This window comes from Vulcaniibacterium gelatinicum (genome assembly GCF_008033445.1).
In the GTDB taxonomy this organism is placed as follows: Bacteria; Pseudomonadota; Gammaproteobacteria; order Xanthomonadales; family Xanthomonadaceae; genus Vulcaniibacterium_B; species Vulcaniibacterium_B gelatinicum.
Genome location: NZ_VNKO01000011.1, coordinates 1 through 25,558, shown reverse-complemented (window position 1 = coordinate 25,558; position 25,558 = coordinate 1). Strand labels below are relative to the sequence as shown.

25 protein-coding genes and 2 pseudogenes are annotated in these 25,558 nt (G+C 72.1%); 11 read left to right on the top strand and 16 right to left on the bottom strand.

Going from position 1 to position 25,558, the window contains the following annotated elements; translation table 11 throughout:
- Positions 1-45: 45 nt before the first annotated feature.
- The gene (locus tag FPV26_RS07910; RefSeq protein ID WP_147653341.1) at positions 46-783 is read left to right on the top strand and encodes a pteridine reductase; all 738 of its coding nucleotides are present in this window, start codon (positions 46-48) and stop codon (positions 781-783) included.
- A 607-nt stretch (positions 784-1,390) separates the two neighbouring features.
- On the opposite strand, the gene folK is transcribed toward FPV26_RS07910, so the two are convergent.
- The 3 genes from folK to tsaD are packed head-to-tail and all read right to left on the bottom strand — an operon-like array spanning position 1,391 to position 3,282.
- A complete protein-coding gene (gene folK / locus FPV26_RS07905; protein WP_147653340.1) occupies positions 1,391-1,882 on the bottom strand; it encodes a 2-amino-4-hydroxy-6-hydroxymethyldihydropteridine diphosphokinase in 492 nt (163 codons plus the stop codon).
- The gene (gene folB, locus FPV26_RS07900; RefSeq protein WP_147653339.1) at positions 1,879-2,241 is read right to left on the bottom strand and encodes a dihydroneopterin aldolase; all 363 of its coding nucleotides are present in this window, start codon (positions 2,239-2,241) and stop codon (positions 1,879-1,881) included. The genes folK and folB overlap by 4 nt, the downstream gene beginning before the upstream one ends.
- 9 nt (positions 2,242-2,250) lie before the next feature.
- Complete coding sequence (gene tsaD, locus FPV26_RS07895; RefSeq protein WP_147653338.1) at positions 2,251-3,282, bottom strand: tRNA (adenosine(37)-N6)-threonylcarbamoyltransferase complex transferase subunit TsaD; 1,032 nt, start codon at positions 3,280-3,282, stop codon at positions 2,251-2,253.
- A gap of 124 nt (positions 3,283-3,406) precedes the next feature.
- Between tsaD and rpsU the strand changes: the two genes are divergently transcribed.
- From rpsU to FPV26_RS07870, 5 genes are all read left to right on the top strand, one after another.
- Positions 3,407-3,622, top strand: coding sequence for a 30S ribosomal protein S21 (rpsU, locus tag FPV26_RS07890; protein ID WP_147653337.1), 216 nt, complete (start codon positions 3,407-3,409; stop codon positions 3,620-3,622).
- A gap of 141 nt (positions 3,623-3,763) precedes the next feature.
- Positions 3,764-4,210: a GatB/YqeY domain-containing protein gene (locus tag FPV26_RS07885; RefSeq protein ID WP_147653336.1), complete on the top strand. Its 447-nt coding sequence runs from the start codon at positions 3,764-3,766 to the stop codon at positions 4,208-4,210.
- Between the two features lie 5 nt (positions 4,211-4,215).
- Positions 4,216-4,749, top strand: coding sequence for a GNAT family N-acetyltransferase (locus FPV26_RS07880; RefSeq protein ID WP_147653335.1), 534 nt, complete (start codon positions 4,216-4,218; stop codon positions 4,747-4,749).
- 27 nt (positions 4,750-4,776) lie between these two features.
- Positions 4,777-6,525 (top strand): DNA primase, encoded by a 1,749-nt coding sequence (dnaG, locus tag FPV26_RS07875; RefSeq protein WP_147653334.1) that lies wholly within the window; start codon positions 4,777-4,779, stop codon positions 6,523-6,525.
- A gap of 268 nt (positions 6,526-6,793) precedes the next feature.
- Positions 6,794-8,791 (top strand): S9 family peptidase, encoded by a 1,998-nt coding sequence (locus FPV26_RS07870; RefSeq protein ID WP_147653333.1) that lies wholly within the window; start codon positions 6,794-6,796, stop codon positions 8,789-8,791.
- Positions 8,792-8,851: 60 nt separating this feature from the next.
- Here the strand turns inward: FPV26_RS07870 and cyoE are convergent, their stop codons facing one another.
- The 4 genes from cyoE to FPV26_RS07850 are packed head-to-tail and all read right to left on the bottom strand — an operon-like array spanning position 8,852 to position 12,235.
- Positions 8,852-9,775: a heme o synthase gene (cyoE, locus tag FPV26_RS07865; protein ID WP_147653332.1), complete on the bottom strand. Its 924-nt coding sequence runs from the start codon at positions 9,773-9,775 to the stop codon at positions 8,852-8,854.
- A gap of 2 nt (positions 9,776-9,777) precedes the next feature.
- Positions 9,778-10,941: a COX15/CtaA family protein gene (locus FPV26_RS07860; protein WP_147653331.1), complete on the bottom strand. Its 1,164-nt coding sequence runs from the start codon at positions 10,939-10,941 to the stop codon at positions 9,778-9,780.
- Positions 10,941-11,519, bottom strand: coding sequence for a thioredoxin domain-containing protein (locus tag FPV26_RS07855; protein ID WP_147653330.1), 579 nt, complete (start codon positions 11,517-11,519; stop codon positions 10,941-10,943). The genes FPV26_RS07860 and FPV26_RS07855 overlap by 1 nt, the downstream gene beginning before the upstream one ends.
- Positions 11,516-12,235, bottom strand: a complete 720-nt coding sequence (locus FPV26_RS07850; RefSeq protein WP_147653329.1) for an SURF1 family protein — start codon at positions 12,233-12,235, stop codon at positions 11,516-11,518. The genes FPV26_RS07855 and FPV26_RS07850 overlap by 4 nt, the downstream gene beginning before the upstream one ends.
- A 66-nt stretch (positions 12,236-12,301) precedes the next feature.
- On the opposite strand from FPV26_RS07850, the gene FPV26_RS07845 reads away from it, so the two are divergent.
- On the top strand, positions 12,302-12,529 hold the full coding sequence (locus FPV26_RS07845; RefSeq protein WP_147653328.1) for a twin transmembrane helix small protein: 228 nt from the start codon (positions 12,302-12,304) through the stop codon (positions 12,527-12,529).
- Between the two features lie 84 nt (positions 12,530-12,613).
- On the opposite strand, the gene FPV26_RS07840 is transcribed toward FPV26_RS07845, so the two are convergent.
- Genes FPV26_RS07840 through FPV26_RS07820 form a run of 6 tightly spaced genes read right to left on the bottom strand, consistent with a single transcriptional unit; the run spans position 12,614 to position 17,398 of the window.
- Entirely contained in the window at positions 12,614-13,489 is an 876-nt protein-coding gene (locus FPV26_RS07840) for a cytochrome c oxidase subunit 3 (protein ID WP_147653327.1), read from the bottom strand.
- A 28-nt stretch (positions 13,490-13,517) separates the two neighbouring features.
- Positions 13,518-14,096: a cytochrome c oxidase assembly protein gene (locus tag FPV26_RS07835; RefSeq protein WP_147653326.1), complete on the bottom strand. Its 579-nt coding sequence runs from the start codon at positions 14,094-14,096 to the stop codon at positions 13,518-13,520.
- On the bottom strand, positions 14,093-14,233 hold the full coding sequence (locus FPV26_RS12640) for a hypothetical protein (protein WP_181952594.1): 141 nt from the start codon (positions 14,231-14,233) through the stop codon (positions 14,093-14,095). Before FPV26_RS12640 ends, FPV26_RS07835 begins: the two co-directional genes overlap by 4 nt.
- Before the next feature lie 19 nt (positions 14,234-14,252).
- Positions 14,253-15,878, bottom strand: coding sequence for a cytochrome c oxidase subunit I (ctaD, locus tag FPV26_RS07830; protein WP_147653325.1), 1,626 nt, complete (start codon positions 15,876-15,878; stop codon positions 14,253-14,255).
- 44 nt (positions 15,879-15,922) lie between these two features.
- Positions 15,923-16,900 (bottom strand): cytochrome c oxidase subunit II, encoded by a 978-nt coding sequence (gene coxB / locus FPV26_RS07825; protein ID WP_147653324.1) that lies wholly within the window; start codon positions 16,898-16,900, stop codon positions 15,923-15,925.
- A 33-nt stretch (positions 16,901-16,933) separates the two neighbouring features.
- Complete coding sequence (locus FPV26_RS07820; protein WP_147653323.1) at positions 16,934-17,398, bottom strand: DUF2244 domain-containing protein; 465 nt, start codon at positions 17,396-17,398, stop codon at positions 16,934-16,936.
- 139 nt (positions 17,399-17,537) lie between these two features.
- On the opposite strand from FPV26_RS07820, the gene putA reads away from it, so the two are divergent.
- Entirely contained in the window at positions 17,538-20,747 is a 3,210-nt protein-coding gene (gene putA / locus FPV26_RS07815) for a bifunctional proline dehydrogenase/L-glutamate gamma-semialdehyde dehydrogenase PutA (RefSeq protein WP_147653322.1), read from the top strand.
- An 84-nt stretch (positions 20,748-20,831) separates the two neighbouring features.
- Here the strand turns inward: putA and FPV26_RS07810 are convergent, their stop codons facing one another.
- Positions 20,832-22,205, bottom strand: coding sequence for an OmpP1/FadL family transporter (locus tag FPV26_RS07810; RefSeq protein ID WP_147653321.1), 1,374 nt, complete (start codon positions 22,203-22,205; stop codon positions 20,832-20,834).
- A 145-nt stretch (positions 22,206-22,350) separates the two neighbouring features.
- Between FPV26_RS07810 and FPV26_RS07805 the strand changes: the two genes are divergently transcribed.
- The 3 genes and pseudogenes from FPV26_RS07805 to FPV26_RS07795 all read left to right on the top strand — a co-directional run.
- Positions 22,351-23,034, top strand: a complete 684-nt coding sequence (locus FPV26_RS07805) for a rhomboid family intramembrane serine protease (protein ID WP_147653320.1) — start codon at positions 22,351-22,353, stop codon at positions 23,032-23,034.
- Between the two features lie 90 nt (positions 23,035-23,124).
- Complete coding sequence (locus tag FPV26_RS07800; RefSeq protein ID WP_147653319.1) at positions 23,125-23,445, top strand: DUF1820 family protein; 321 nt, start codon at positions 23,125-23,127, stop codon at positions 23,443-23,445.
- A gap of 14 nt (positions 23,446-23,459) precedes the next feature.
- Positions 23,460-23,624: pseudogene (locus FPV26_RS07795) on the top strand (DUF167 domain-containing protein); the annotation flags it as partial.
- Here the strand turns inward: FPV26_RS07795 and FPV26_RS07790 are convergent.
- Both FPV26_RS07790 and FPV26_RS07785 read right to left on the bottom strand, forming a co-directional pair.
- A pseudogene (locus FPV26_RS07790) lies at positions 23,545-25,011 on the bottom strand (S41 family peptidase); the annotation flags it as partial. The pseudogenes FPV26_RS07795 and FPV26_RS07790 overlap by 80 nt on opposite strands.
- 98 nt (positions 25,012-25,109) lie before the next feature.
- Positions 25,110-25,558, bottom strand: a 449-nt coding sequence (locus tag FPV26_RS07785; protein WP_147653317.1) for a murein hydrolase activator EnvC family protein, incomplete at its 5' end; no start/stop codon positions are given.

The window sequence follows — 25,558 nt, the reverse complement described above, 5'->3', positions numbered from 1 at the left end:
GTGCGAAAACGTACCCTGACCCCTGTTCCGTCCCGGAGCCCCGCGATGTCCTCCCGCCCCGTCGCCCTGGTCACCGGCGCCGCGCGCCGCATCGGCGCGGCGATCGCGCGCCGCCTGCACGCCGATGGCTACGATCTCGCCGTGCAGTACCGCGGCAGCACGGCGGCGATGCAGGCGCTGGTCGCCGAGCTGGAAGGCGCACGCGCGGGCAGCGTGCTCGCGCTGCAGGCCGAGCTGGCCGAGTGCGACCGGCTGCCGGAACTGGTCGCGCAGGCCGTCGGCCGGTTCGGCCGGCTCGACGCGCTGGTCAACAACGCCTCGAGCTTCGTGCCGACGCCGTTCGGGCAGGTCACGCCGGCGCAGTGGGAGCTGCTGTTCGCGGCCAACGCGCGCGCGCCGTTGTTCCTCGCCCAGGCGGCGGCGCCGCACCTGCGCGCCACGCGCGGGGCGATCGTCAACCTCGCCGACATCTACGCCGAGCGTCCGCTGCGCGACCACGTCGTGTACGGGATGAGCAAGGCGGCGCTGGTGCACATGACCCGGGCGCTGGCGCTGGAGCTGGCGCCCGAGGTGCGGGTCAACGCGGTCGCGCCGGGCGCGATCCTGTGGCCGGAAGGGGGCAAGGACGAGGCGGCGAAGGCGGCGATGCTCGCGCGCACGCCGCTGGGCCGCATCGGCACGCCCGAGGAGATCGCCGAGGCGGTGCGCTGGCTGCTGCGCGACGCCGGCTACGTCACCGGCCACATCCTGCGCGTGGACGGCGGGCGGATGCTGGAAGCCTGAGTCCGCGCGAGCCCGCCCGCACTCCTCCAGTGTGCCTGTCGTGCGGTGCATGTTTCGTCGCTTCCGGCGGGGGCGCCGGTATGCCCATCGTGCGCTGCGGCAGTGCATGTGTGTCTTTGCCGCTTCGGGTGGGGCGCCGGTATGCCTGGGGTGGGGTTCGCCGCGTGGGCTCCGCGTCCGGCTCCGACACGCGGCCGCAGGCCATCCTTGGCCTGCTCGAACCCCACCCCAGGCATACCGACGCCTCGGGGGTGTGCGTGTCAAAGCTTCGACGCCGTCGCCCCGGCGCAAGCCGGGATCCATTTGGCTGTGGCTGTGGCTGTTGCTTTCGGCTCAAGCGCCGAGAGGCCACCCAAGGGTCCGGTGTGCGGGGGGTGTCGCGTCAAGCCGGCCATGGATGGCCGGCGCGCGAGTCAGGACAGGATGTCCTGACCGAGCGGAGAGCGACACCTCCCGCGCACCGGACCCGGGCCGACCAATGCTTCCCGCAACTAGAACAGGAGCCGACCAAGCCTCTCGCAACCAGACCAGCTCCGGGCCAACCATGCAACCCGCCGCTTCGGCATCCCCGAAACCGAAGCCGGTCAGCTCCAGCGCAGGCGACGACTCACCACGCCACCGTCTCGAACGCCCGCCCGTGCTCCGGATGCGCCGCCCACAGTTCGGCGAGCGTGCGCTTGCGCACCGGGTCCACGAACTCCGGCGCGATGTCGGCCAGCGGCTTGAGCACGAACGCATGCCGCAGCTCCGGCCGCGGCAGCTGCAGGTGCCCCGGCCCGTCCAGCACCAGATCGTCGAAATACACGATGTCCACATCCAGCGTCCGGCTGCTGTTGCGCACGCTGCCGCGCTGCCGCCCGTGCTCACGCTCGAGCTCGTGCAGCCACTCCGTCAACGCGAACGGATCCAGATCGCTGTCCACGATCGCCGCCGCGTTGAGGAAATCCGGCCCCGCGAAGCCCACCGCCGGCATCCGGTACAGCGGCGACAGCACCACCGCCCCGAACCGCGCCCGCAACGCCGCCACCGCCGACCGCAGATGCCGCTCCGGCTCGATGTTGCTGCCCAGGCTCAGGTACGCCTTCGCGGTCGCGCTCATCCGCCCTCCGCGCGCCCGCGCTCGATGATCACGCCCACCGCGCGCGCCCCGCGCACCGCACCGGGCTTGCTCAGCTTCAGCCGCACCTGATGCACCCCGAACTCGTCCAGGATCAACTCCGCGCAACGCTCGGCCAGCGTCTCCACCAGGCCGAAATCGGTCTGCGACACATACCCGATCAGGCGCTTGCTCACCGCCTTGTAGTCGAGCGTGTCCTCGATCCGGTCGCTGGCCGCGGGCCGGCGATTGTCGAACGCCATCTCGATGTCGAACACCAGCGGCTGGCGCACCCGCCGCTCCCAGTCGTAGATGCCGATCAGCGCCTCGATCTCGAGGCCCTCGATGAAAACCCTGTCCATCCTGTCTCCCTATCCGGACACCGCCGGCAACGCCGCCATGTCCCAGCGCGAGGTCACCCGGATCGCGGTGTCGTCATGCTGCCCGGCCTGCAACCGCAGCGCGCCGGCGAAGGCGATCATCGCGCCGTTGTCGGTGCACAGCGCCGGACGCGGGAACCGCACCCGTCCACCGCGCGCCTGCGCCATCGCCTGCAGCCGCGCGCGCAGGCGCTTGTTGGCGCCCACGCCGCCGGCGATCACCAGCGTGTCGCAGCCGGCGGCCTCCAGCGCGCGCTCGCACTTGATCGCCAGCGTGTCCACCACCGCGTCCTCGAACCCGCGCGCCAGGTCGGCGCGGGTGGCCTGGCCCTGGTCGCTCTTCTGCCAGGCCAGCAGCACCTGGGTCTTCAGGCCGCTGAAGCTGAAATCCAGCCCCGGCCGGTCGGTCATCGGCCGGGCGAAGCGGAACGTGCCGGGGCGTCCCTGCTCGGCCAGTGCCGCCAGGTGCGGCCCGCCCGGATACGGCAGGCCGAGCAGCTTGGCGGTCTTGTCGAAGGCCTCGCCGGCGGCGTCGTCCAGGGTCTCGCCGAGCAGGCGGTAACGGCCGATCCCGTCCACCGCGACCAGCTGGGTGTGCCCGCCGGACACCAGCAGGGCCACGAACGGCGGCGCCAGCTCCGGGTCCTCGAGCATCGGCGCGAGCAGGTGGCCTTCCATGTGGTGCACGCCGATCGCCGGCACCTCCAGCGCCCAGGCCAGCGCCCGCGCCACCCCGGCCCCGACCAGCAGCGCCCCGACCAGCCCCGGCCCGGCGGTGTAGGCCACCCCGTCCAGGTCGCGCACCGACAGCCCGGCCTCGGCCAGGGTCTGCCGGACCAGCGGCAGCAGCTTGCGCACGTGGTCGCGGCTGGCCAGCTCCGGCACCACCCCGCCGTACTCGGCGTGCAGGGCCACCTGGCTGTAGACCGCATGCGCGCGCAGCCCGTCCGCCCCGGGCCGGGCGGTGTCGTACACGGCCACGCCGGTTTCGTCGCAGGAGGTTTCGATGCCGAGGACGCGCATGGTGAAGGGCGGGGGTCGGGCCGCGGGCCGTGGGCCGGCCCGAGACTTGCGTGGTCGAGTGAACGCCCCGTATCATACGCGGCTCGCCCGGCCCCGCCGTGCGGCCCACCATCGAGACCCCTGCATGCCCAGCGTCAAAGTCCGCGAAAACGAGCCGTTCGAGTTTGCCCTGCGCCGCTTCAAGCGCACCTGCGAGAAGGCCGGCATCCTGGCCGAGACCCGCAAGCGCGAGTACTACGAGAAGCCCACGCAGGAGCGCAAGCGCAAGGCTGCGGCCGCGGTGAAGCGGCAGGCGCGCCGGGTCGCGCGCGACGCCACCAAGCGTCAGCGCCTGTACTGAGCGCACGGGCCGCAAGGCCCCACGCCCCACGGCTTTCGGAAGCCGGCCGCGCGCGAGCGTCGCCGGCTTCTTGCGTTATGCGGGCCCTGCATCGCAGCCGTCCCGCGCCCCGTCCCCGCCATTTCCGACCGGAACCATCCCATGACCCTGAAGCAGCAGCTCACCGAGGACATGAAGGCGGCGATGAAGGCCGGCGAGAAGGACCGCCTCGGCGTCATCCGCCTGATCAACGCCGCGATCAAGCAAAAGGAGGTGGACGAGCGCATCCAGCTCGACGACGCCGCGGTGCTCGGCGTGCTGGAGAAGATGGTCAAGCAGCGCAAGGACTCGATCGCGCAGTACGAGGCCGCCGGGCGCGAGGACCTGGCCGCGGCCGAGCGTTTCGAACTGGGCGTGATCCAGGGCTACCTGCCGGCGCAGCTCGGCGAGGCCGAGCTGCAGGCCGCGGTCGAGGCCGCGATCGCGCAGACCGGCGCCGCCGCTCCGGCCGACATGGGCAAGGTGATGGGCGTGCTCAAGGCCCAGCTCGCCGGCCGTGCCGACATGGGCCAGGTCTCGGCCCTGGTCAAGCGCCGCCTGGCCGGCTGACGGCGATGGGCGAGGCAGCGGCCGCACGGCACATCGTCCTGCGCCCGGCGCGGCGCGAGGACGTGCCGCAGATCCTGGCCTTCATCCGCGCCCTGGCCGAGTACGAGCGGCTCGCGCACGAGGTCGTCGCCGACGAGGCGGGCCTGGCCGCGCAGCTGTTCGGCCCGCGCCCGGCGGCCGAGGTGGTGCTCGCCGAGGTGGACGGCCGGCCCGCCGGCTTCGCCCTGTTCTTCCACAACTTCTCCACCTTCCTCGGCCGGCCCGGGCTGTACCTCGAGGACCTGTTCGTGCTGCCCGAGCACCGCGGCCTCGGCCTCGGCCAGCGGCTGATGGCGTACCTGGCGCGGCTGGCGGTCGAGCGCGGCTGCGGCCGCTTCGAGTGGTCGGTGCTGGACTGGAACGCGCCGGCGATCGCCTTCTACCGCCGCCTGGGCGCGGTGGGCATGGAGGAATGGACGGTGCAGCGGCTCAGCGGCGAAGCCCTGCAGCGCCTGGCCGCGCAGGCCGACCCCGCCGACACGGACGGGCGGTCGCGGTAGGGTAGCGGCAGCCTCCCCGGACCCCGCATGGCCCGCATCCCCGACGCCTTCATCGACGAGCTGCTCGCGCGCACCGACATCGTCGAGGTGATCGGCGCGCGCGTGCCGCTCAAGCGCCAGGGCCGGGAATACGCCGCGCGCTGTCCGTTCCACGACGAGCGCTCGCCCTCGTTCACGGTCTCGCCGACCAAGCAGTTCTACCACTGCTTCGGCTGCGGCGCGCACGGCACCGCGATCTCGTTCCTGATGCACTACGACCGGCTCGAGTTCCTCGACGCGGTCGAGGAGCTCGCGCGCCGCGCCGGCATGGAGGTGCCGCGCGAGACCCGCGCCCGCCACGAGGACGGCGAGATCCGCGAGCTGTACGCCGCGCTCGAGGCCGCCGCGCGCTTCTTCCGCAGGCAGCTCGCGCTCAGCGACAAGGCCCGCGCCTACGTCGAGCGGCGCGGCATCGCGCCCGAAATCGCCGAACGCTACGCGATCGGCTACGCGCCCGACGGGTTTTCCGCGCTCAAGGACGCGCTCGGCACCGATCCGCGCCGCCTCGCCCTGCTCGACCGCGCCGGGCTGCTGTCGAAGAACGAACGCGGCCACGTCTACGACAAGTTCCGCGACCGGCTGATGTTCCCGATCCACGATCGCCGCGGGCGCGTGATCGCCTTCGGCGGGCGCGTGCTCGATCCGGAGGACTCGCCGAAGTACCTCAACTCGCCGGAGACCGCGCTGTTCCACAAGGGCCGCGAGCTGTACGGGCTGTGGCAGGCGCGACAGGCGCAGGCTGCGCTGGAGCGGGTGGTGGTGGTCGAGGGCTACATGGACGTGGTCGCACTGGCCCAGTACGGGGTGAGCTGGGCGGTGGCCACGCTCGGCACCGCGACCACGCCCGAGCACGCCGAGCTGCTGTTCCGCAACGCGCCGGACGTGGTGTTCTGCTTCGACGGCGATGCGGCCGGCCGCCGCGCGGCGTGGCGCGCGCTGGAGTCGGTGCTGCCGCGGATGCGCGAGGGGCGCCAGGCGTTCTTCCTGTTCCTGCCCGAGGGCGAGGATCCGGACACGCTGGTGCGGCAGGAAGGCGCCGACGGTTTCCTGGAGCGGCTGCGCCAGGCCACGCCGCTGTCGGAGTTCTTCTTCGCCCACGTCTCGCACGACGTGAACCTGGCCAGCCTGGACGGCAAGGCGCGCCTGGCCGAACGCTGCAGGCCGTACCTGGCGCAGATCCCCGACGGCGCCTTCGCCGACCTGATGCGCCAGCGCGTGACCGAGCTCACCGGCGTCGGCGCGCGCAGCAGCCCGCCGCAGACCCACGTGCCGGCGCGGCGCGCGCAGGCCGCACACGCGGGCGCCACGCCCGCGCCCAGGCGCAGCCTGGTGCGGCACGCGATCGCGCTGCTGCTGCAGCGGCCGGCGCTGGCGCTGGCGCTGGAACCGCCGTACCGCTTCTCCGCCTTGCGCCAGCCCGGCGTGCCGCTGCTGGCCGAGATCGTCTCGCTGGTGCGCGAACGGCCCGGGATCAGCACCGGCGCGCTGCTCGAACACTTCGCCGGGCGCGAGGAGCAGGCCGCGCTGCACAAGCTCGCGGCGCAGTCGCTGCCGGGCGAGGAGGAGGCCTGGCGCGCCGAGTTCCTCGACGCGATGGCGCAGCTGGAGAAGCAGACCCTGCTGCAGCGGATCGAGGAGCTGCAGGAACAGGTGCGCGCCGGCGGCTTCGCCGCGCTGTCGGCGGCGGAGAAGGCCGAGCTGCTGGAACTGCAGGCCGCGGCGGCGCGGCGCGGCTGAGCGGCTGTGTTCGCCGCCCTACACGACGGCTGCAAGCAGGGTTTTGCGCGCGCGTGAGGCTTGGGCTGCCTGGGTCCGCACCCCAGGCATACCGGCGCCCCCGCCCGAAGCGACGAAGGCACACATGCGCTGCCGCAACGCACGATGGGCACACCAGCGCGTCCCGGCCCACGCCCCCTCGTGCATGAACCGGGGCTGCATGACCTTCGGCTACTGGCCCCTCCCGGTCTGCAGGCTAAGCTCGGTCGTCCACCCGGGGAGCGTTCCCATGCCCACAGCCCGCACCTGCCTGCTCGCCTTCGCCCTCCTCGCCCTCGCCCCGGCCGCGTTCGCCCAGGGCGCGGACGCACCCGCCGTCGTGCGCCAAGAGCAGGGCAACCGGATCACCGAGGACATCCCGCCGATCCCGCCCGAGCTGCTGGAACGGCTCGAGCGCTACCTGAACACCCGTGGCGCGGCCCTGGCCGGCTGGACCGCGGACGGCTGCCTGCTCGTCTCCACCCGCTTCGCCGAAACCGCGCAGGCGCACCGCGTGTGCCAGCCGCTGGGCATGCGCGAACAGCTCACCTTCTACCCCGAACCGCTGGGCAGCCTGCTGCCGGCGCCGGCGGCTTCCGGCCGCGACGGCTTCGTGTTCGGCAAGGATCAGGGCGGCGACGAGTTCTCGCAGCTGTACTGGTTCGACCTCGACACCCGCCAGGTGGACCGGCTCACCGACGGCCAGCGCACCCAGAACCGCAACCCGCTGTTCTCGCGCGACGGCCGCCTGCTCGCCTACAGCAGCACCGCCCGCAACGGCACCGACACCGACGTGTGGGTGCGCGACCTCGCCAGCGGCCAGGCGCGCGCGGTGGTCACCGCCGGCGGCAGCTGGAGCGCGCAGGACTTCTCGCCGGACGGCAAGCGCCTGCTGGTGATGAAGTACGTCTCCGCCGCCGAGTCGTATCCGGGCGTGGTGGACCTCGACAGCGGCGAGCTGCGCCTGTTCCCGGTCGAAGGCGGCAAGGCCGCGTTCGGCGACTTCCGCTTCGCTCCCGACGGCCGCGCCGTGTACTACGTCTCCGACGAACCGGTGGACGGCAAGCCGCAGGAGTTCCGCACCCTGCGCCGCCACGACCCGGCCACCGGCACGCTCGAGGTGCTCAGCGCGCACATCCCGTGGGACGTGGAGGGCTTCGTCATCGCCGACGACGGCCGCCACCTGGCCTACGTCACCAACGAGGACGGCATCGGCAAGCTGCACGTGCTGGCCCTGCCCGGGCACCGCGAACTGACACTGCCGGCGCTGCCGCTGGGCGTGATCGGCGGCCTGGCGTTCTCGCCCGACGGCGCGCGCCTGGCGCTCGCCCTCAACACCGCCACCTCGCCCAGCGACGTGTACGTGCTCGACCTGGCCCGCGCCCAGCTCACGCAATGGACCCGCAGCGAGACCGGCGGCCTGGACCCGGCGCGGTTCGTCAGCCCGAGCCTGGTCCGCTACCCCACCTTCGACCGCGTCGGCGGCAAGCGCCGCACCATCCCCGCGTTCTACTACCGCCCCGCGCACCTGCCGAAGGGCCGCAGGCTGCCGGTGGTGATCAGCATCCACGGCGGCCCCGAGAGCCAGGCCCTGCCGGCCTTCAATCCCACCATCCAGTTCCTGGTCAACGAACTCGGCGTGGCGGTGCTGGTGCCGAACGTGCGCGGCTCCAGCGGCTACGGCAAGACCTACCTCGCGCTCGACAACGCCGACAAGCGCGAGGACTCGGTGCGCGACATCGGCGCCCTGCTGGACTGGATCGGCAGGCGGCCCGAGCTCGACGCCTCGCGCGTGGGCGTGTACGGCGGCAGCTACGGCGGCTACATGGTGCTGGCTTCGCTCGTGCACTACGGCGAGCGCATCCGCGCCGGCGTGGACGTAGTCGGCATCTCCCACTTCGGCACCTTCCTGCAGAACACCGAAAGCTACCGCCGCGACCTGCGCCGCGCCGAGTACGGCGACGAACGCGACCCGGCGATGCGCGCCCTGTTCGAGCAGATCTCGCCGCTCAACAACGCCTCGAAGATCCGCTCGCGCCTGTTCGTGGCCCAGGGCCGCAACGACCCGCGCGTGCCCTGGACCGAGGCCGAGCAGATCGTCAAGGCGGTGCGCGCCGCCGGCCAGCCGGTGTGGTACCTGCTGTTCGCCGACGAGGGCCACGGCTTCCGCAAGAAGAGCAACAACGACTACTTCACCGCGGCGATGATGCTGTTCTGGCAGCAGCACCTGCTTGGCGCCGGTGAATGAGTCCACGCCCGTGTGACGAGACGGCCCGCCTGCTGCGGGCCGTCCGTGCCGCGCCGGGGTTCACCCCGCCGGCGCGAACTCCACCGCCGGCGCCGGCTGCAGCCACGGCATCAGCCAGTGGTCGAGCAGCAGGAACGCGAACAGCGCCATCAGGTACACCACCGAGTAGTGGAACACGCGCATGGCGAAGAATTCGTCCGGCGGATCGAGCAGGCGCCAAGCGTACCATAGGAACACCGCGCCCAGCACCAGCGCGCCGCCGAGGTAGAAATTGCCGCTCATGCCCACCGCGCGCGGCAGCATGGTCACCGCGACCAGCAGCACGGTGTACAGCAGGATCTGCCAGCGCGTGTAGGTCACGCCGTGGGTGACCGGCAGCATCGGCACCATCGCCCTGGCGTAGTCCTCGCGGCGGAAGATCGCCAGCGCCCAGAAGTGCGGCGGGGTCCAGACGAAGATGATCAGCACCAGCAGCAGCGCGTGCGCCCAGCCCCACGGGTCCTGCATGCCGGTGATCGCCGACCAGCCGAGCAGCGGCGGCGCCGCGCCGGCGATGCCGCCGATCACGATGTTCTGCGGCGTGGCGCGCTTGAGGAAGCCGGTGTAGACGATCGCATAGCCGATCAGCGAGGCGAAGGTGAGCGCGGCGGTGAGCGGATTGACCAGCGCGACCAGGATCGCCATCGAGGCCGCGCCGAGCAGCACCGCGAACGCCAGCACCTGCGAGGGGTTCAGCGCCCCGCTCGGCAGCGGCCGGTGCGCGGTGCGGCTCATCACCCGGTCAATGCGCTGGTCAATGAGGTGGTTGATGGCCGCGGCCGAGGACGCCGCCAGCCAGATCCCGAGCAGGCCGAACACGGTCTGCCGCAGCGGCGGCAGCCCCGGCACCGACAGGAACATGCCCACCAGCGCGGTGAACACGATCAGCGCGACCACGCGCGGCTTGGTCAGCGCCCAGTACTGCGCGGCGACGGATCCGGCCATCCTCAGGCGTCCGGCGCGCGCACCCGCGCGAGCAGCGAGACCAGCACGAACAGCAGCAGCGCCGCGCCGGCGTTGTGCAGCACCGCCACCCACAGCGGCAGGCCGAGCCTGACGTTGGCGATGCCCAGGCCCAGCTGCGTGAGCAGCAGCAGGCCGAGCAGCGTGCCCCAGCCGCGCATGCCGGGCGTGCGCAGCAACCTCACCGCCAGCCACAGCAGGTACGCGGCCACCACCACCGCCATCATCCGGTGCGCGAGCTGGATCGCGATCCGCGAGGCGCCGTCGAGGATCCCGCCCTCGTAGTCCACGCCGATCCCGCGCCAGAGCACGAAGCCCTCGCCGAAGTCGGCGGGCGGCCACCATTGGCCCACGCACTTCGGAAAATCGGTGCCGCAGGCGAGCGCAGCGTAGTTGGCGCTGACCCAGCCGCCGAGCGCGATCTGCAGCGCGAGCACCGCCAGGCCGAGCCACAGCCAGCGGCGCAGCGCGCCCGCCTCGGCCAGGCGGATCGGCAGCCCGGTGGCGCGCCACGCGGTCCAGGTCAGCAGGGCGAAGGTGAGCAGGCCGCCGAGCAGGTGCGCCATCACCACGATCGGCTTGAGCAGCCAGGTCACGGTCCACATGCCGAGCAGGGCCTGGCCGACGATCACCGCCAGCAGCAGGGTGGAGATCCGGGCCAGGTCGGCGTTCGACCAGCGCGCAGCCTGCACCAGCAGCAGGCCGCTGCCGGCGGCGGCGAGCAGCGAGGCCACGCCGGGATGTCCGGCCATGTACGCGCCGATCGCGGCGGCGATCGCGCCGCTCGCCAGCAGCACCGAGGCGATGCCGAAGCGGCGCCGGCGCACCGCCAGCAGCGCGAGCGCGAACACCAGCGTGCCGAGGGTGGCGGCGAGGTGCCGGTGCACCTGTTCGCGCCAGGCCTTGTGCGGCTCGACCGGGCGGATCGCGGTGGCGGCGTGGTCGGCGGCCTCGTGCGCGGCCTGCGGCCAGGTGGCGCGGCCGTAGCAGGTCGGCCAGTCGGGACAGCTCAGGCCGGCGTTGGACAGGCGCACGAACGCGCCGAACACGATCACGCCCAGGGCGAGCGCGACCGCGAGCCAGGCGATGCGGTGGAAGTGTTTGTGGACAGCGGGCTTGTGGGCGGCGGGCGTGGCGGGCGTGTTCATCACTTGAGCTTGAGCAGTCGGGCCAGGTCCGCGCGCAGGTCGCCCGGGTCGAAGCCGGGAGCGTAGCGCAGAACCACGAACCCGTTCGGGTCGATCAGGTACACCACCGCGCCGCGGGGGTCGTCCGCGCGCGGCAGCCCGGCGCGCAGCGCCGGCGTCGGCACCAGCACCCGCAGCGAGCGCGGGCGCGGACCCTGCGCCGGCAGCGCGCCGATCCACAGCAGGTGCACGCGGTCGGCGTCCTTGCCGGCGAGCCGCCACACGGTGTCGAGCTGCCCGAGCAACCGCGCGCAGTCCGCCGCGCGTGCCCCGTCGCAGCCCGGCGCCCAAGCGGCGATGCGCCAGGTGCGCGCGACCGGGCTCCAGCCATAGTCGCCGCCGTCGGCCAGGCGCGGCGTCACTTCGCGCAGGTCGCCATAGGGCTGCAGCAGCTCGCCCTTGTTGACCGAGCCCTGCGGGCGCCAGCCGGTGAAACGCAGCACGCCGGCGAGGATCAGCGCGCCGAAGAACAGCGCGGCCAGCGCGATCAGCATGCCGCGGTTGCGGCGGCGCAGGTCGGGAGGGACGGGAACGTTCATGGCTTGCGTCCGCGGAAGGTGAGCACGAGGGCGACGATCAGGGTGGCGGCGGCGAGCGCGAACCACTGCAGCGCATAGCCGAGATGGCGTTCCGGCGGCAGCGTGTTCGGCAGCACGTCCAGGTCACGCGCGTAGCCGAGCGGGAGATCCGGGTCGGGCCGCAGCACGCGCGGCGCCAGCGCGCGCTGGCCGAGCGGTGCGGCCAGTTGCAACGGATCGAGCGCGACCGCGAGCAGCGCATCGCCGGACCGGCGCGTGGCTTCGGCGCGCACCAGCCCCGCCGACGGCGGCGGCAGCACCAGCCCTTCCAGCCGCCACGGTCCCTGCGGCGTCGGCACCGCCGGCAGCGTGCGGTCGCCGGGCAGCGGCAGCCAGCCCAGTTCGACCAGCAGCGGCGTCGTCCCGTCCGTCGGCACGAACACCCGGTACGCGCGCACGCCGACCCGGCCGCCGCGTTGCTGGTTGTCCAGCAGCACCGCCGGCCCCGGCGCGAAGCGCCCGACCCCGGCCGCCCAATCGTAGCCGCGCACGCGCGCCGGATCGGCGGCGACCGCCAGCGGTTGCGCGCGGCGCGCCTCGAGCACACGCTGCACGGCCTCGAGCATCGCCTGCTTCTCCTGCCGGCGTCCGGCCTGCCACAGGCCGAGCGTGCAGAACAGCGCGATCGCGCCCAGCGCCAACGCCCAGCCGGCCAGCAGCGTGCCGCGCCGGCTCACGCGGTCTTCCCCGCCGGCTGCGATAATGCCGGCATCGCGCAGGCGCGCGGCGACGAGGAACCCGCCATGAACGACTCGCTCAAGACCCTGGTGATCGTCGGCTTCCTCATCCTGATCCTGTGGAATCTCGGCGCCGGCCTGTACTACATGCTCACCGACCGTGGCGAAACCAAGCGCACCGTCAACGCGCTCACCCGCCGCATCGCCCTGTCGGTGGCGCTGATCCTGCTGCTGATCCTGGCCATGTACATGGGCTGGGTCACCCCGCACGGCATCGGCCGCAACCCCGCTTGAGTCCGGCGAAGTCCGGACACGCAACGGGCCGGCATTGCCGGCCCGTTTCCTTCTGGGCGGGATCCGTCCGGATGTGGACGCGGCTCAAAGCACGTACACGAACATGAACAGGCCCAGCCACACCACGTCCACGAAGTGCCAGTACCAGGCCACCGCCTCGAACGCGAAGTGGTCGTTCCTGCTGAAGTGGCCCTTGGCGCAGCGCAGCCAGATGATCGCCAGCATGATCGTGCCGAGCGTCACGTGCGCGCCGTGGAACCCGGTGAGCATGAAGAAGGTCGAGCCGTAGATGCCCGAGCCGAGGGTCAGGTTGAGCTCGCGGTAGGCCTCGATGTACTCCTCGGCCTGGAAGAACAGGAACAGCGCGCCCAGAGCCACGGTCAGGCCCAGGAACACCAGCAGCCTGGTGCGCTGGCCGGCCTTGAGCGCATGGTGCGCGATGGTCACGGTCACGCCCGAGGACAGCAGGATCAGGGTGTTGAGCAGCGGGATGCCCCAGGCCGGGATGGTCTGGAAGCTGCCGCCGATCTCCGCCGGCCCATTGGTCGGCCAGCCGCCGCTGAAGCCCTGCCACAGCAGCGTGTGCGTGGCCATGCCGTCGCCCTCGCCGCTCAGCCACGGCAGCGCGAACTGGCGCGCGTAGAACAGCGCGCCGAAGAACGCGGCGAAGAACATCACCTCGGAGAAGATGAACCACATCATCCCCATGCGGAAGGAGATGTCCACCTGGCGGTTGTAGAACCCGGCCAGCGACTCGCGGATCACGTCGCCGAACCAGCGGAACAGCACCGCGGCCAGGCCGGCCAGGCCGACGAAGAACGCGACCTTGCCGCCGCCAAAGCCGCTGAGCCAGCTGGCCAGGCCGACCATGGTCACGAACAGCGCGATCGAGGCCAGCACCGGCCACTTGCTGCCGTGCGGCACGTAATAGACGTTGGCGTCGTGGTGGGCTTGGGCCATGGCGGTCTTCCGTCGTTCGAATCCGGGGTTACGGTGCGGCGTGCGGCGCCCCCGCCGCGGCCCGCTCGGCGGGCGCGGCGAGCTGCGCGGTCTGCGCCTCGTTCTTGAAGAAGGTGTAGCTCAGGGTCACGGTGTGCACGTCGGCCGGCAGGTCGCGGTCGACGATGAAGCGCACCGGCATCTCCCGGCCCTCGCCGGGCCGCAGGGTCTGCGCGGTGAAGCAGAAGCACTCGGTCTTGCTGAAGTACGCCGAGGCCCGTGCCGGCGCCACCGAGGGCACCGCATTGCCGACGATGGCGCGGTCGCTGACGTTGCGCGCGTAGTACACGGCCTCGTACGGCTCGCCCACGCGCACCTGCATGCTCGCCTGGCGCGGCTCGAACTCCCACGGCAGCTTCGAGTTCACGGCACCGTCGAACAGCACCGTGACCGTGCGCGAGGCCGGCGCGGCCGCGCGCGCCTCGTCCTCGGCCGGGCCGCGCTCCAGGCGGATGCCGAACACCTTCTCGCAGGCGATGCGGTACAGCGGCACCAGCGCGAAGCTGAAGCCGAACGCCAGCACGGCCACGCCGACCAGCTTGCCGATGCCCAGGCCGGCCCGGTTCATGCCCCGCTCACTCCGCGCCAGAGGAACAGCGCGTAGATCGCCAGCGCCGCCAGCGCCACGAGCCAGGCCGTGCGGCGCACCGCCTTGCGGCGGGCGGCGGCCTGGGCCTCGGTCAGCGGGGGCAGGGATTCGCGCATGGTGCAGATGCGTCCGCGCTCAGTCGTAGTCCAGGTGGGCGAAGTCGCCGTGGGCGAGATCGCCGTCCTTGATCACCGGCGGGGTGGTGAAGGTGTGGTGCGGGGCCGGCGAGGGCACCGTCCACTCCAGGCCGCGCGCGCCCTCCCAGGCCCGTGCCCCGGCCTTCTCGCCGTACTTGAGCGAGTGCCACAGCACATAGGCCATCATGAACGGGGTGACGAACATGCCGAACGCGCCGATCGAACTGATCCAGTTCCAGTCCGCGAACACCACGTTGTAGTCCGGGATCCGGCGCGGCATGCCGGCCAGGCCGAGGAAGTGCTGCGGGAAGAACAGCAGGTTGACGAACACCACGCTCCACCAGAAGTGGAACTTGGCCAGCTTCTCGCTGTACATGCGCCCGGTCCACTTCGGCCACCAGTAGTACACCGCGGCGATGATCGAGAACAGCGCGCCGGTCACCAGCACGTAGTGGAAGTGGGCGACCACGAAGTAGGTGTCGTGGTACTGGAAGTCGGCCGGCACGATCGCCAGCATCAGGCCGGAGAAGCCGCCGATGGTGAACAGGATCACGAACGCGATCGCCCACAGCATCGGCGTCTCGAAGGTCAGCGCGCCGCGCCACATGGTGGTGACCCAGTTGAACACCTTCACCCCGGTCGGCACCGCGATCAGCATGGTGGCGAACATGAAGTAGATCTCGCCACCGAGCGGCATGCCGACGGTGAACATGTGGTGCGCCCACACGATGAACGACAGGAAGGCGATCGCGGCGATCGCGTACACCATGGCCTGGTAGCCGAACAGCGGCTTGCGGGCGAAGGTCGGGATGATCTCCGAGACCACGCCGAACGCCGGCAGGATCATGATGTAGACCTCGGGGTGGCCGAAGAACCAGAAGATGTGCTGGAACATCACCGGGTCGCCGCCGCCGGCCGCGCTGAAGAAGGTGGTGCCGAAGAACTTGTCGGTCAGCAGCATGGTCACCGCGCCGGCCAGCACCGGCATCACCGCGATCAGCAGGAACGCGGTGATCAGCCACGCCCAGCAGAAGATCGGCATCTTCAGCAGGTCCACACCCGGGGCGCGCATGTTGAGGATGGTGGCGATGACGTTGATCGCGCCCATGATCGAGCTGATGCCCATCATGTGGATGGCGAAGATCGCGAACGCGACGTTGGCGCCGCCCTGCAGCGACAGCGGCGGGTACAGGGTCCAGCCCGCGGCCGGGGCGCCGCCCGGGAGGAAGAAGGTCAGCAGCAGCAGCGCGAACGCGAACGGCAGGATCCAGAACGACCAGTTGTTCATGCGCGGCAGCGCCATGTCCGGCGCGCCGATCTGCAGCGGGACCATCCAGTTGGCCAGGCCGACGAAGGCCGGCATCACGCCGCCGAAGATCATGACCAGCGCATGCATCGTGGTCATGGAATTGAAGAACATCGGGTCCACGTACTGCAGGCCCGGCGTGGCCAGCTCGGCGCGGATCACGACCGAGAAGGCCGCGCCGACGATGAACATCAGGAAGCTGAACACCAGGTACAGCGTGCCGATGTCCTTGTGGTTGGTCGAGAAGAACCAGCGCTCGACGAAACCCGGCTTGTGGTCGTGGGCGTCGTGGTGGTCGGCGGCGGAATGCGTGGCCATGGCCTACCTCGGTATGAGACGGTGCGTGACGAGTGCGGTCCGCGTCAGCGGGCCGCGGGCTCGGCGGGTTCGGACGTGGGCGCGGCGTCCGCGGCCGGGGCGGCCGGCGCGGTTCCGGCGTCGCCCTGGGCCGCGGCAGGCGCGGCGTCGGCGGCGAGCGCGGCCGGGGCGGGCGCACTCTCGGCCGGGGCCTGCTCGGCCTTCTTCGCCGCCAGCCACTGCGCGAACTCGGCCTTCGGCACCGCCTTGACCACGATCGGCATGAAGCCGTGGTCCTTGCCGCACAGCTCGGCGCACTGGCCACGGTAGAGGCCCGGGGTGCGGATCTCGGTCCATGCCTCGTTGATGAAGCCCGGGATCGCGTCCTGCTTCCAGCCCAGCGCCGGCACCCACCAGGCGTGGATCACGTCGTCGGCGGTGATCACGAAGCGGATCTTGGTGTCCACCGGCAGCACCAGCTCGTTGTCCACCTCGAGCAGGTAGTGCGGATGGCTCGCGGCGTCCGGCACCTTGCCGCTCTGGCGCAGCGCGTCGCTCTCGCGCGCCAGGCGGCTGGTGAACTCCACGCCCTCGCCGAGGTACTCGTACTTCCACATCCACTGGTAGCCGGTGACCTTCACCGTCATCTCGGCGTTGCGGGTGTCGTACATGGCGATCAGTTTGGCGGTGGCCGGCCAGGCCATCGCCACCAGCAGGATCACCGGCACCAGGGTCCAGACGATCTCGAGCCGGGTGCTGTGGGTGAAGCGGGTGTCGGGCACGGCGCCCTTCGACTTGCGGAAGCGGAACATCGCCACCGCCATCGCGCCGAACACGATCACGCCGATCACGACGCAGACCCACAGCGCGATCATGTGCGCGTCGTAGGCCATCTGCGCGCTCTGGGTGACGCCGCGGCCCATGTTGAGCTGCCAGCGCTCGGGATCGGCGGCCTGCGCCATCGCGGCCGTCGCCGGCGCCATCGCCAGGGCGAGGGCCATGCCCCCGTGCCTTGCGCCCCACTTGTCGAACCAGGCTTTCATCACTCCGAGCCCCGATTGCGTGAAATCCAACGGTTAGTGGCAGGCCGCCAGCAGCGCGCGCAGGGAATGCCGCAGCTGCCGGCGCTCGTCCGGTCCGAGGAAGGCGCCGACCTCGCAGCGGCGGCCGCTGCTGGCCAGGCACACGGGATCGGCCTCGTCGCCGCCTTCCAGCCGCACCCAGTAGGGGTGGGCGCGGAAGACGGGCCGGGCCTGGCCCGCTCGCCAGACCTCCACCGCGTCCTGCGTGAACACGACGGTCTCGGCACGCTGGCCCTGGCGCCAGAGCCAGCGCAAGGCCACCGCCACCAGCGCGCTGTCGAACAGCGCGAACGCCGGGGCGAACGCATTGCCGCCCCACCATCCGAGCAGGGCCACCAGCCACATCGCCCCCGCGAGGGCGGCGAACAGGCCGACGAACTGGCGGGCCGTCAGCGCCCGCGGCGGCCGCAGCGTGAACCGCGCGCCGGATCCGGACGCTGGCGAGACCACTTCGATCATGCCGAAACCCGCGTCCCACAGGGCGCGGAAACCGCGAAATGGTAGCCGCCGCCCGCCCCCGGGAGCAAGCCGACGCTGCCCGCCTCCGGGCCGGCCGCTACACTATGCGGCTCGCCACGGCGCATTCCCCACGGGCCCGATGACTGCCGACCCCTCCGTTCCGCCGGCGGCCGCCGGCGCCACCGGCCTCGCGCCGATCCTCTCCCCCGAGCTGCCGCCCGCGCCCGATCCGCTGCGCGCGGCGATCACCGCCGCCTGGGTCCGCGACGAGACCGCGCACGTGCGCGAGCTGCTCGCGGCCGCGCGCCTGCCCGAGGCCGAGCGCCGCGCGGTCCAGGCCACCGCCGCCGACCTGGTGCGGCGGGTGCGCGCGCGGGCCCGGGACCAGGGCGCGATCGAGGCCTTCATGCGCCAGTACGACCTCGGCAGCGAGGAAGGCGTGCTGCTGATGTGCGTGGCCGAGGCGCTGCTGCGCATCCCCGACGAGGACACCGCCGACCGGCTGATCCGCGACAAGCTCGGCGAGGCCGACTGGAAGCGGCACGTCGGCCAGTCCGACTCGCTGCTGGTCAACGCCTCGACCTGGGGCCTGATGCTCACCGGACACCTGGTGGAGCTGGCCGAGGACACCCGCCGCGACGTGTACGGCGCGTTCCGGCGCCTGCTCGGCCGGGTCGGCGAGCCGGTGGTGCGGCTCGCGGTGCGCCAGGCGATGCGGATCATGGGCCACCAGTTCGTGATGGGGCGGACCATCGAGGAAGCCCTGGCGCGCTCGCGCAAGGGCGACAACGCCCGCTTCCGCTACTCCTTCGACATGCTCGGCGAGGGCGCGCTGACCGCGAAGGACGCGCAGCGCTACCTCGAGGCCTACCGCGCCGCGATCCACGCCATCGGCCGCAGCGTCGGCGCGCGCCCCGCCGACGTGTTCGCCGCGCCCTCGATCTCGGTCAAGCTGTCCGCGCTGCATCCGCGCTACGAGCACGCCAAGCGCGCGCGGGTGCTGGCCGAGCTCACCCCGCGCGTGCTGGAGCTGGCGCAACTGGCGAAGTCCTACGGCATCGGCTTCACCGTGGATGCCGAGGAGGCCGACCGGCTCGAGCTGTCGCTGGAGGTGGTCGCCGGCGCCTACGCCGACCCGTCGCTGGAAGGCTGGGAGGGCTACGGCCTGGCCGTGCAGGCCTACCAGAAGCGCGCGCCGTACGTGCTCGACTTCCTGACCGCCCTGGCCCGCCGCAGCGGCCGCCGGATCCCGGTGCGGCTGGTGAAGGGCGCGTACTGGGACAGCGAGATCAAGCGCGCCCAGGTCGAGGGCCAGGCCGGCTACCCGGTGTTCACGCGCAAGCCGAACACCGACGTGTCCTACCTCGCCTGCGCGCGACGCATGCTCGCCGCGCCCGACGCGCTGTACCCGATGTTCGCCACCCACAACGCGCACACGATCGCGGCGATCCACCACCTCGCGCGCGGGCAGGCGTACGAATTCCAGAAGCTGCACGGCATGGGCGACGACCTGTATGCCGAGGTGATCCCGTCCGACCGCCTGGACGTGCCCTGCCGCGTGTACGCGCCGGTGGGCTCGCACGAGGACCTGCTGCCGTACCTGGTGCGGCGCCTGCTCGAGAACGGCGCCAACTCCAGCTTCGTCAACCGCATCACCGACGAGGACATCGCGGTGGAAGACCTGGTGCGCGACCCGGTCGAGACCGTGTCCGCGTTCGATTCCATCCCGCACCCGCGCATCCCGCTGCCGGCGGACCTCTACCGCAGCTTCGGCCTCGACAGGACCAATTCCATGGGCGTGAACCTCGCCAACGACGACCAGCTCCGTTCCCTCGCCGCGCAGGTCAACGCCGCGGCCGCCGGCCCGTGGCGCGCCGCGCCGCTGGTGCCGGGCGCGGCCGCGTCCGGCGCGGAGATCGCGGTCACCAACCCCGCCGACCGCCGCGAGACCGTGGGCCACTGGCGGCCCGCCGACGGCGACACCGTCGAGCGCGCGCTGCACAACGCGGCCGCCGCGTTCGACGCCTGGAACGCCACCCCCGCGGCCTCGCGCGCGGCGATCCTGGAGCACGCCGCCGGGCTGCTCGAGGCGCGCATGCCGCAGTTCATCGCGCTGTGCACCAAGGAGGCCGGCAAGACCATCGCCGACGGCGTGGCCGAGGTGCGCGAGGCGGTGGACTTCCTGCGCTACTACGCCGGCCAGGCGCGGGCGCTGTTCAAGCCCGAGCCGCTGCCCGGCCCCACCGGCGAGTCGAACGAGCTGCAGCTCTCCGGGCGCGGCGTGTTCGTGTGCATCTCGCCCTGGAACTTTCCGCTCGCGATCTTCACCGGCCAGGTCGCGGCCGCGCTCGCCGCCGGCAACAGCGTGATCGCCAAGCCGGCCGAGCAGACCAACCTCACCGGCTACTACGCGGTGAAGCTGCTGCACGAGGCCGGCGTGCCGGAGGCGGTGCTGCAGTTCCTGCCCGGCGACGGCGCCACCGTCGGCGCCGCGCTCACCCGCGATCCGCGCGTGGCGGGCGTGGCCTTCACCGGCTCGACCGAGACCGCGCGCGCGATCAACCGCGCGCTGGCCGCGCGCGAGGCCGCGATCGGGGTGCTGATCGCCGAGACCGGCGGCCAGAACGCGCTGATCGCCGACTCCTCGGCGCTGCCGGAGCAGCTGGTCAAGGACGCGCTGGCCTCGGCCTTCACCTCCGCCGGCCAACGCTGCTCGGCCGCGCGCGTGCTGTTCGTGCAGGAGGACATCGCCGACAAGGTGATCGCGATGCTGGCCGGGGCGATGGCCGAGCTGAAGGTCGGCGACCCGGGCCTGCTGTCCACCGACGTCGGCCCGGTGATTGACGCCGACGCGCTGGCGCTGCTCGAGGCGCATGCCGCGCGCATGGCCCGGGAGGCCAGGCTGATCGCCCGCGCCCCGCTCGACGAGAGCACCCGCCACGGCACCTTCTTCGCCCCCGCCGCGTGGGAGCTGGACTCGCTCGACCGCCTCACCCGCGAGAACTTCGGCCCGGCGCTGCACGTGATCCGCTGGAAGGGCGACCAGCTCGACGCGGTGGTGGATGCGATCAACGCCACCGGCTACGGCCTGACCCTCGGCATCCACTCGCGCATTGACTCGACCATCGCCCGGATCGTGGCGCGGGCCAAGGTCGGCAACGTCTACGTCAACCGCAACCAGATCGGCGCGGTGGTCGGGGTGCAGCCGTTCGGCGGCCAGGGCCTGTCCGGCACCGGCCCCAAGGCCGGCGGCCCGCACTACCTGCCGCGCTTTGCCACCGAGAAGACGGTGACCATCAACACCACCGCCGCCGGCGGCAACGCCTCGCTGCTGACCCTGGGCGACTGAGCGCCGCCGCGGCGAACGGTGCATGCCACCCAACGAAAAGCCCCGCGCAAGGCGGGGCTTTCGTGTTTCCGGGGATCGCTCCGGTCAGAACCGGTACTGCGCGGACACGCCGAACAGGTTCACCTCCGAGTCGTACCGGCCCACGAGATGGGCGCCGCTGCTGTTCTCGGGATCGTTGATGGTCGGATGGTCGGCATCAATCCGGACGTAACCGGCATTGAGCTCGAGCGCGTCGGTCGCGTTCCAGGTCAGGCCGAGCGAGAGCCACTTGCGGTTCGCGTCGGGCAGGCGCGGAGTGCGGTGCTCGTCGTTGGTCGGGGTCTCGTCGTAGGCCAGGCCGAAGCGGAAGGTGAAGGCGTCGCTGAACGCCCACTCGCCGCCGAGCGAGTAGAAGAAGGTGTCCTCCCACTCGAAGGCCTCGACCGAATCCGGCTGCACCGGGTTGTCGAACTCGATCACCACCGACTGCAGCGAATGCCAGTCGGTGCGGACGACATCCCCCATCAGCGTGAAGCGGTCGGTGAAGGCGTAGGCGACGCTGAGCGTGTCAATGCTCGGGGTGGTGAGCTTGGCGCGGCCCTGGGTGTCGGTGAACACGTTGCGCGCGGGCGGGAACGGATTGGCGTTGAACACCGAACGCACCGCCGCCGGCACCTCGAAGTCGGCGGCGCCCTCGAGCTCGTGGTCGATCTCGGAACGGTGCGAATAGCCGATGGTCAGGCGGTCGGTCGGGCGCCAGTGCACGCCGGCCAGCCAGCCCATGCCGGTGTCGTCGCCCTTGATCCCGGCGAAGCCGTCATTGCGCTGCGGGCCGTACACGGTCGGGAACGCGACGCACAGCGCGGCGCTGCTCGGGTTGGCGCAGATCGCGGTGCCGAAGTCCACTGCCTTGGTCAGCTCGGCCTCGGCGCGCTCATAGACCAGGCCCAGGCCGACCGAGAAGCGATCGGTGACGTCGAGCGCGAGCGAGAGGGTGAGGTCCACCGTCTTCACTTCGGACTTGAGCGCGTGGTAGCGGCCGACCCAGCCCGGGTCGTACTCGGTCTTCAGCCCGAACGGCGCGCTGACCATGGCGCCGAAGGTCAGACCGGTATCGCCGAGCGGGAAGATCGCCGACATCGCCGGGATCGGGGTCACATCGCCCGCGTTGCCGCCGTTGCCGCCGGTGAGCGGATTGCCGAAGGCGTCGGTGCCGCCGCCGCTGAAGGTGGCGTCCACATCCACCACGGTGACGTCGGCCTGGACCGTGTTCTGCTCGAACTGGCCCATCGCGGCGGGATTGTTCGCCACCACCGAAGCGTCGCCGCCGACCGCGGCCGAGCCCGCGAAGGCGCGGCCCATCGCCTTGACGCTGTTCTCCTTCAGCTGGAAGCCCGCTGCCTGCGCCTGGCCCAGGGCCAGGACACCGGCGATGCCGAGGGCCAGCGCGCTCACGCGCGCGAAATTCTGGTTCTGCATGGGAATGTCGTTCTCCGAATGATCCTTGGACGCTGGGACGGGCCGCACCCGAGCCTGGCCCGACGTACGACACCGTACGCACTATACGGACCTTAACCGGACGCTAACAACCGCCGCTGGTCACGGAAGCCGCTAGGCTGGGCGCATGTTCGTCGCCCTGCCTCCCCGCGCCCGGCCGAGCCTGCGCTGGGCCACGCCGCTGCTGCTCGCGCTGCTGTGGGGCGCGTTCGTGTGGGCCAGCACCCGCACCGACGCGCACCAGCGCGCGCTGCTGCTCACCTGGGGCGCGCTCTCCGGCGGCCCCGACACCTGGCAGGCCTGGATCGCCGAGGGCCGCGTGCTGCGCCTGCTCAGCGCCCTGTTCCTGCACGCCGGCTGGGCGCACCTACTCGGCAACCTGGTGTTCCTGCTGCTCTTCGGCCTGTCGGCGGAGAAGGCGATGGGCGCATGGCGGTTCCTGGCCCTGTTCCTGCTCGGCGGGATGGCCGCCAACCTGGCCGCGGCGCTGGCCATCGGCGCGCCGGACCGGCTGATCATCGGCGCCAGCGGCGCGGTCTCGGCGGTAATCGGCGCCTATCTCGCACTGTTCCCGCGCGCACGGCTCGGGCTGGTGCTGCCGCTGGGGCTGTTCCTGGAGTTCGTGCGCGCGCCGGCCTCGCTGCTGATCGGGGTGTGGGCGCTGCTGCAGCTGGTGTTCGTGTACATCGGGCCGAACTTCGGCGCGGTCGCCTGGGCCGCGCACCTGGCCGGATTCGTGTTCGGGGTGGTGTTCGCGCTGCTGGCGCGTCCGGCGATCGCGCGCCGGCTGCGGCGCCAGCGCGGGTTGTGACCGGCCGCGCTTGAGAAGCCGCCGCGCCGGCCCCACCATCGCCGCTGCAGGCTCCCCGGCCGTCCTTCCCGCCGCTCCCTTCCGTCGCACATGGCCAAGACGCTGTACAAGGTCACCTTCCTCAATGCCGGCCGGATCTACGAGCTGTACGCCGGGCGGGTGGGCTCGAGCGCACTGTGGGGTTTCACCGAGGTCGCCGACCTGGTGTTCGACGTGCACGCGGGCGTGGTGATCGATCCGACCGAGGAACGCCTGCGGGACGAGTTCGCCGGCACCCGCAGCCTGCACCTGCCGATGCAGAGCATCGTGCGGATCGAGGAAGTGGAGAAGAAGGGCCAGTCGGCGATCCGCGACGCGGCCACCGGCGAGAAAGTGGTCACCCCGTTCCCGATGCCGGCCAAGCCGCGCTGACCCGCGCGCCGCCGATGCCCACCGTCGTCATCGAGGTCAAGGTCCGGCCGAACGCGCCGGTGAGCGCGCTCGTGCCCGCCGCACACGGCCCCTGGCGGGCGACGCTGAAGGCCCCGCCGGTGGACGGCCGCGCGAACGCGGAGCTGATCGCGCTGGTCGCACGCCACTTCGGCTGCGCCAGATCCGCGGTGACGATCCGCGGCGGCGCCGCCGGGCGGCACAAGCGGGTGCGGGTGGAGACGCCGTAGCGGCTCAGCCGCGGCGCGGGGCGTCCGCGGCCGCGGCCAGCTTCTTCAGTTCGGCCAGCGCCTCGGCGATCGGCGCCTCGCCCTCGAGCACCTCGCCCGGGACGTGCGCAGCCGCCCCTTCGCCGTCGCCGCGCAGGTGGCGCGGCAGCATCGCCTCGGTGACGTCGGGCCGGCCGCCGTTGCGCGCCTTCGGATCGGCGCGCAGGACCACGTCGGGCTCGATCCCGCGCGCCTGGATCGAGATGCCGTTGGGCGTGTAGTAACGCGCGGTGGTGAGCTTGACCGAGTCGCCGTTGTCGAGCGGCAGCAGGGTCTGCACCGAGCCCTTGCCGAAGGTGCGGCTGCCGACGATGCGCGCGCGGCCGTTGTCGCGCAGCGCGCCGGCCAGCACTTCCGCGGCGCTCGCCGAGCCGGCGTCCACCAGCACCACCACCGGCGCGCCGCGCAGCTTGTCGCCGGGGGTGGCGCGGAATTCGGCGTCGCTGACCGCGACCCGGCCGCGGGTGCTCACGATCCCGCCGCGCTCGAGCAGCTCGTCGGCCACCTGCACCGCGGTGGTCAGCAGCCCGCCGGGATTGCTGCGCAGGTCGATCACCAGGCCGCGCAGGCGGCCGCGCTCCTGCAGGCTGTCGAGCGCGCGCGCGAAGTCGGCGCCGGTGTCGGCCTGGAAGGTGCTGATCCGGACGTAGCCGTAGCCGGGTTCGAGCAGGCGGCTGCGCACGCTGGTGATGCGGATCGTCTCGCGCACCAGGGCGACGTCGAACGGCGCCTCGCGCCCTTCGCGCCGGATGGTGAGCACCACCTTGCTTCCGGACGGGCCGCGCAGCGGTTCGGAACCGAGATCGTTGTCGGGGCCGATCGGCTTGCCGTCGATGGCCACGATCACATCGCCCGGCTTGAGCCCCGCGCGCGCGGCAGGGGTGTCGTCGATCGGCGCGACGATCTTCAGCGTGCGGTCGGGCAACTGCACCAGCTCCACGCCGATGCCGTCGTAGGCGCCGCGGGTGGCCTCGTCGAAGTCCTCGGCGTCGGCGCGCTCGAGATAGGCGCTGTGCGGGTCGAGGTCGAGCAGCAGACCCTCGATCGCCGACTGCATCAGGGCGCGGTCCTCGACCGGATCCACGTAGGCCTGGCGGATCGCGTTGAACACGCTCACGAAACGCTGGATCTCGGCCAGCGGCACCTTCGCCGGGGCGTTCTCGACCGCGTCGGGATCGTCGGCCGGCGCGACCCCGGCGGCCCGCTCCTGCGCCAGCGCGGGCGCGCCGGCGAGCGCCAGGCCCAGGCAGAACAGCAACGGCAGACGGATACGGGACATCACATGGAACTCCGGACGGGCGCGGCCGCGACGAGACGGGGGATTGCTGCGATTATGCGTGCCCGCGCGCACCGGGTGCGCACCGCGCCGCCGCGTCTTCAGCGCCGCTGCAGCCAGCCGCCGGGATCCACCGGGCGGCCGTTGCGGCGCAATTCGAAGTACAGCGCCGGCCGGCCCTGGGCGCCGGAGTTGCCGACCGTGGCCACCGCCTCGCCGCGCCGCACCGTGTCGCCCACGTCGCGCAGCAGGGCGTCGTTGTGGGCGTACAGGCTCATGGTGCCGCCGCCGTGGTCCAGGATCAGGATCAGGCCGTAGCCGTTCATCCAGTCGGCGAACACCACCCGGCCGTCGGCCACGGCCTTGACCGGCGTGCCGGCATCGGCCGCGATCAGCACGCCCTGGCTGGGGCGGCCGTCGGGCAGGCGGCCGCCGTAGCCGGCGAGCAGGCTGCCGGCGACCGGCCAGCCCAGGCCGCCGACCTGGACCGGGGCCGCGCGCGCCACCGCCGCGCGTGCGCCGCTGCCGCCCTGTCGTGGCGCGGCCGGCC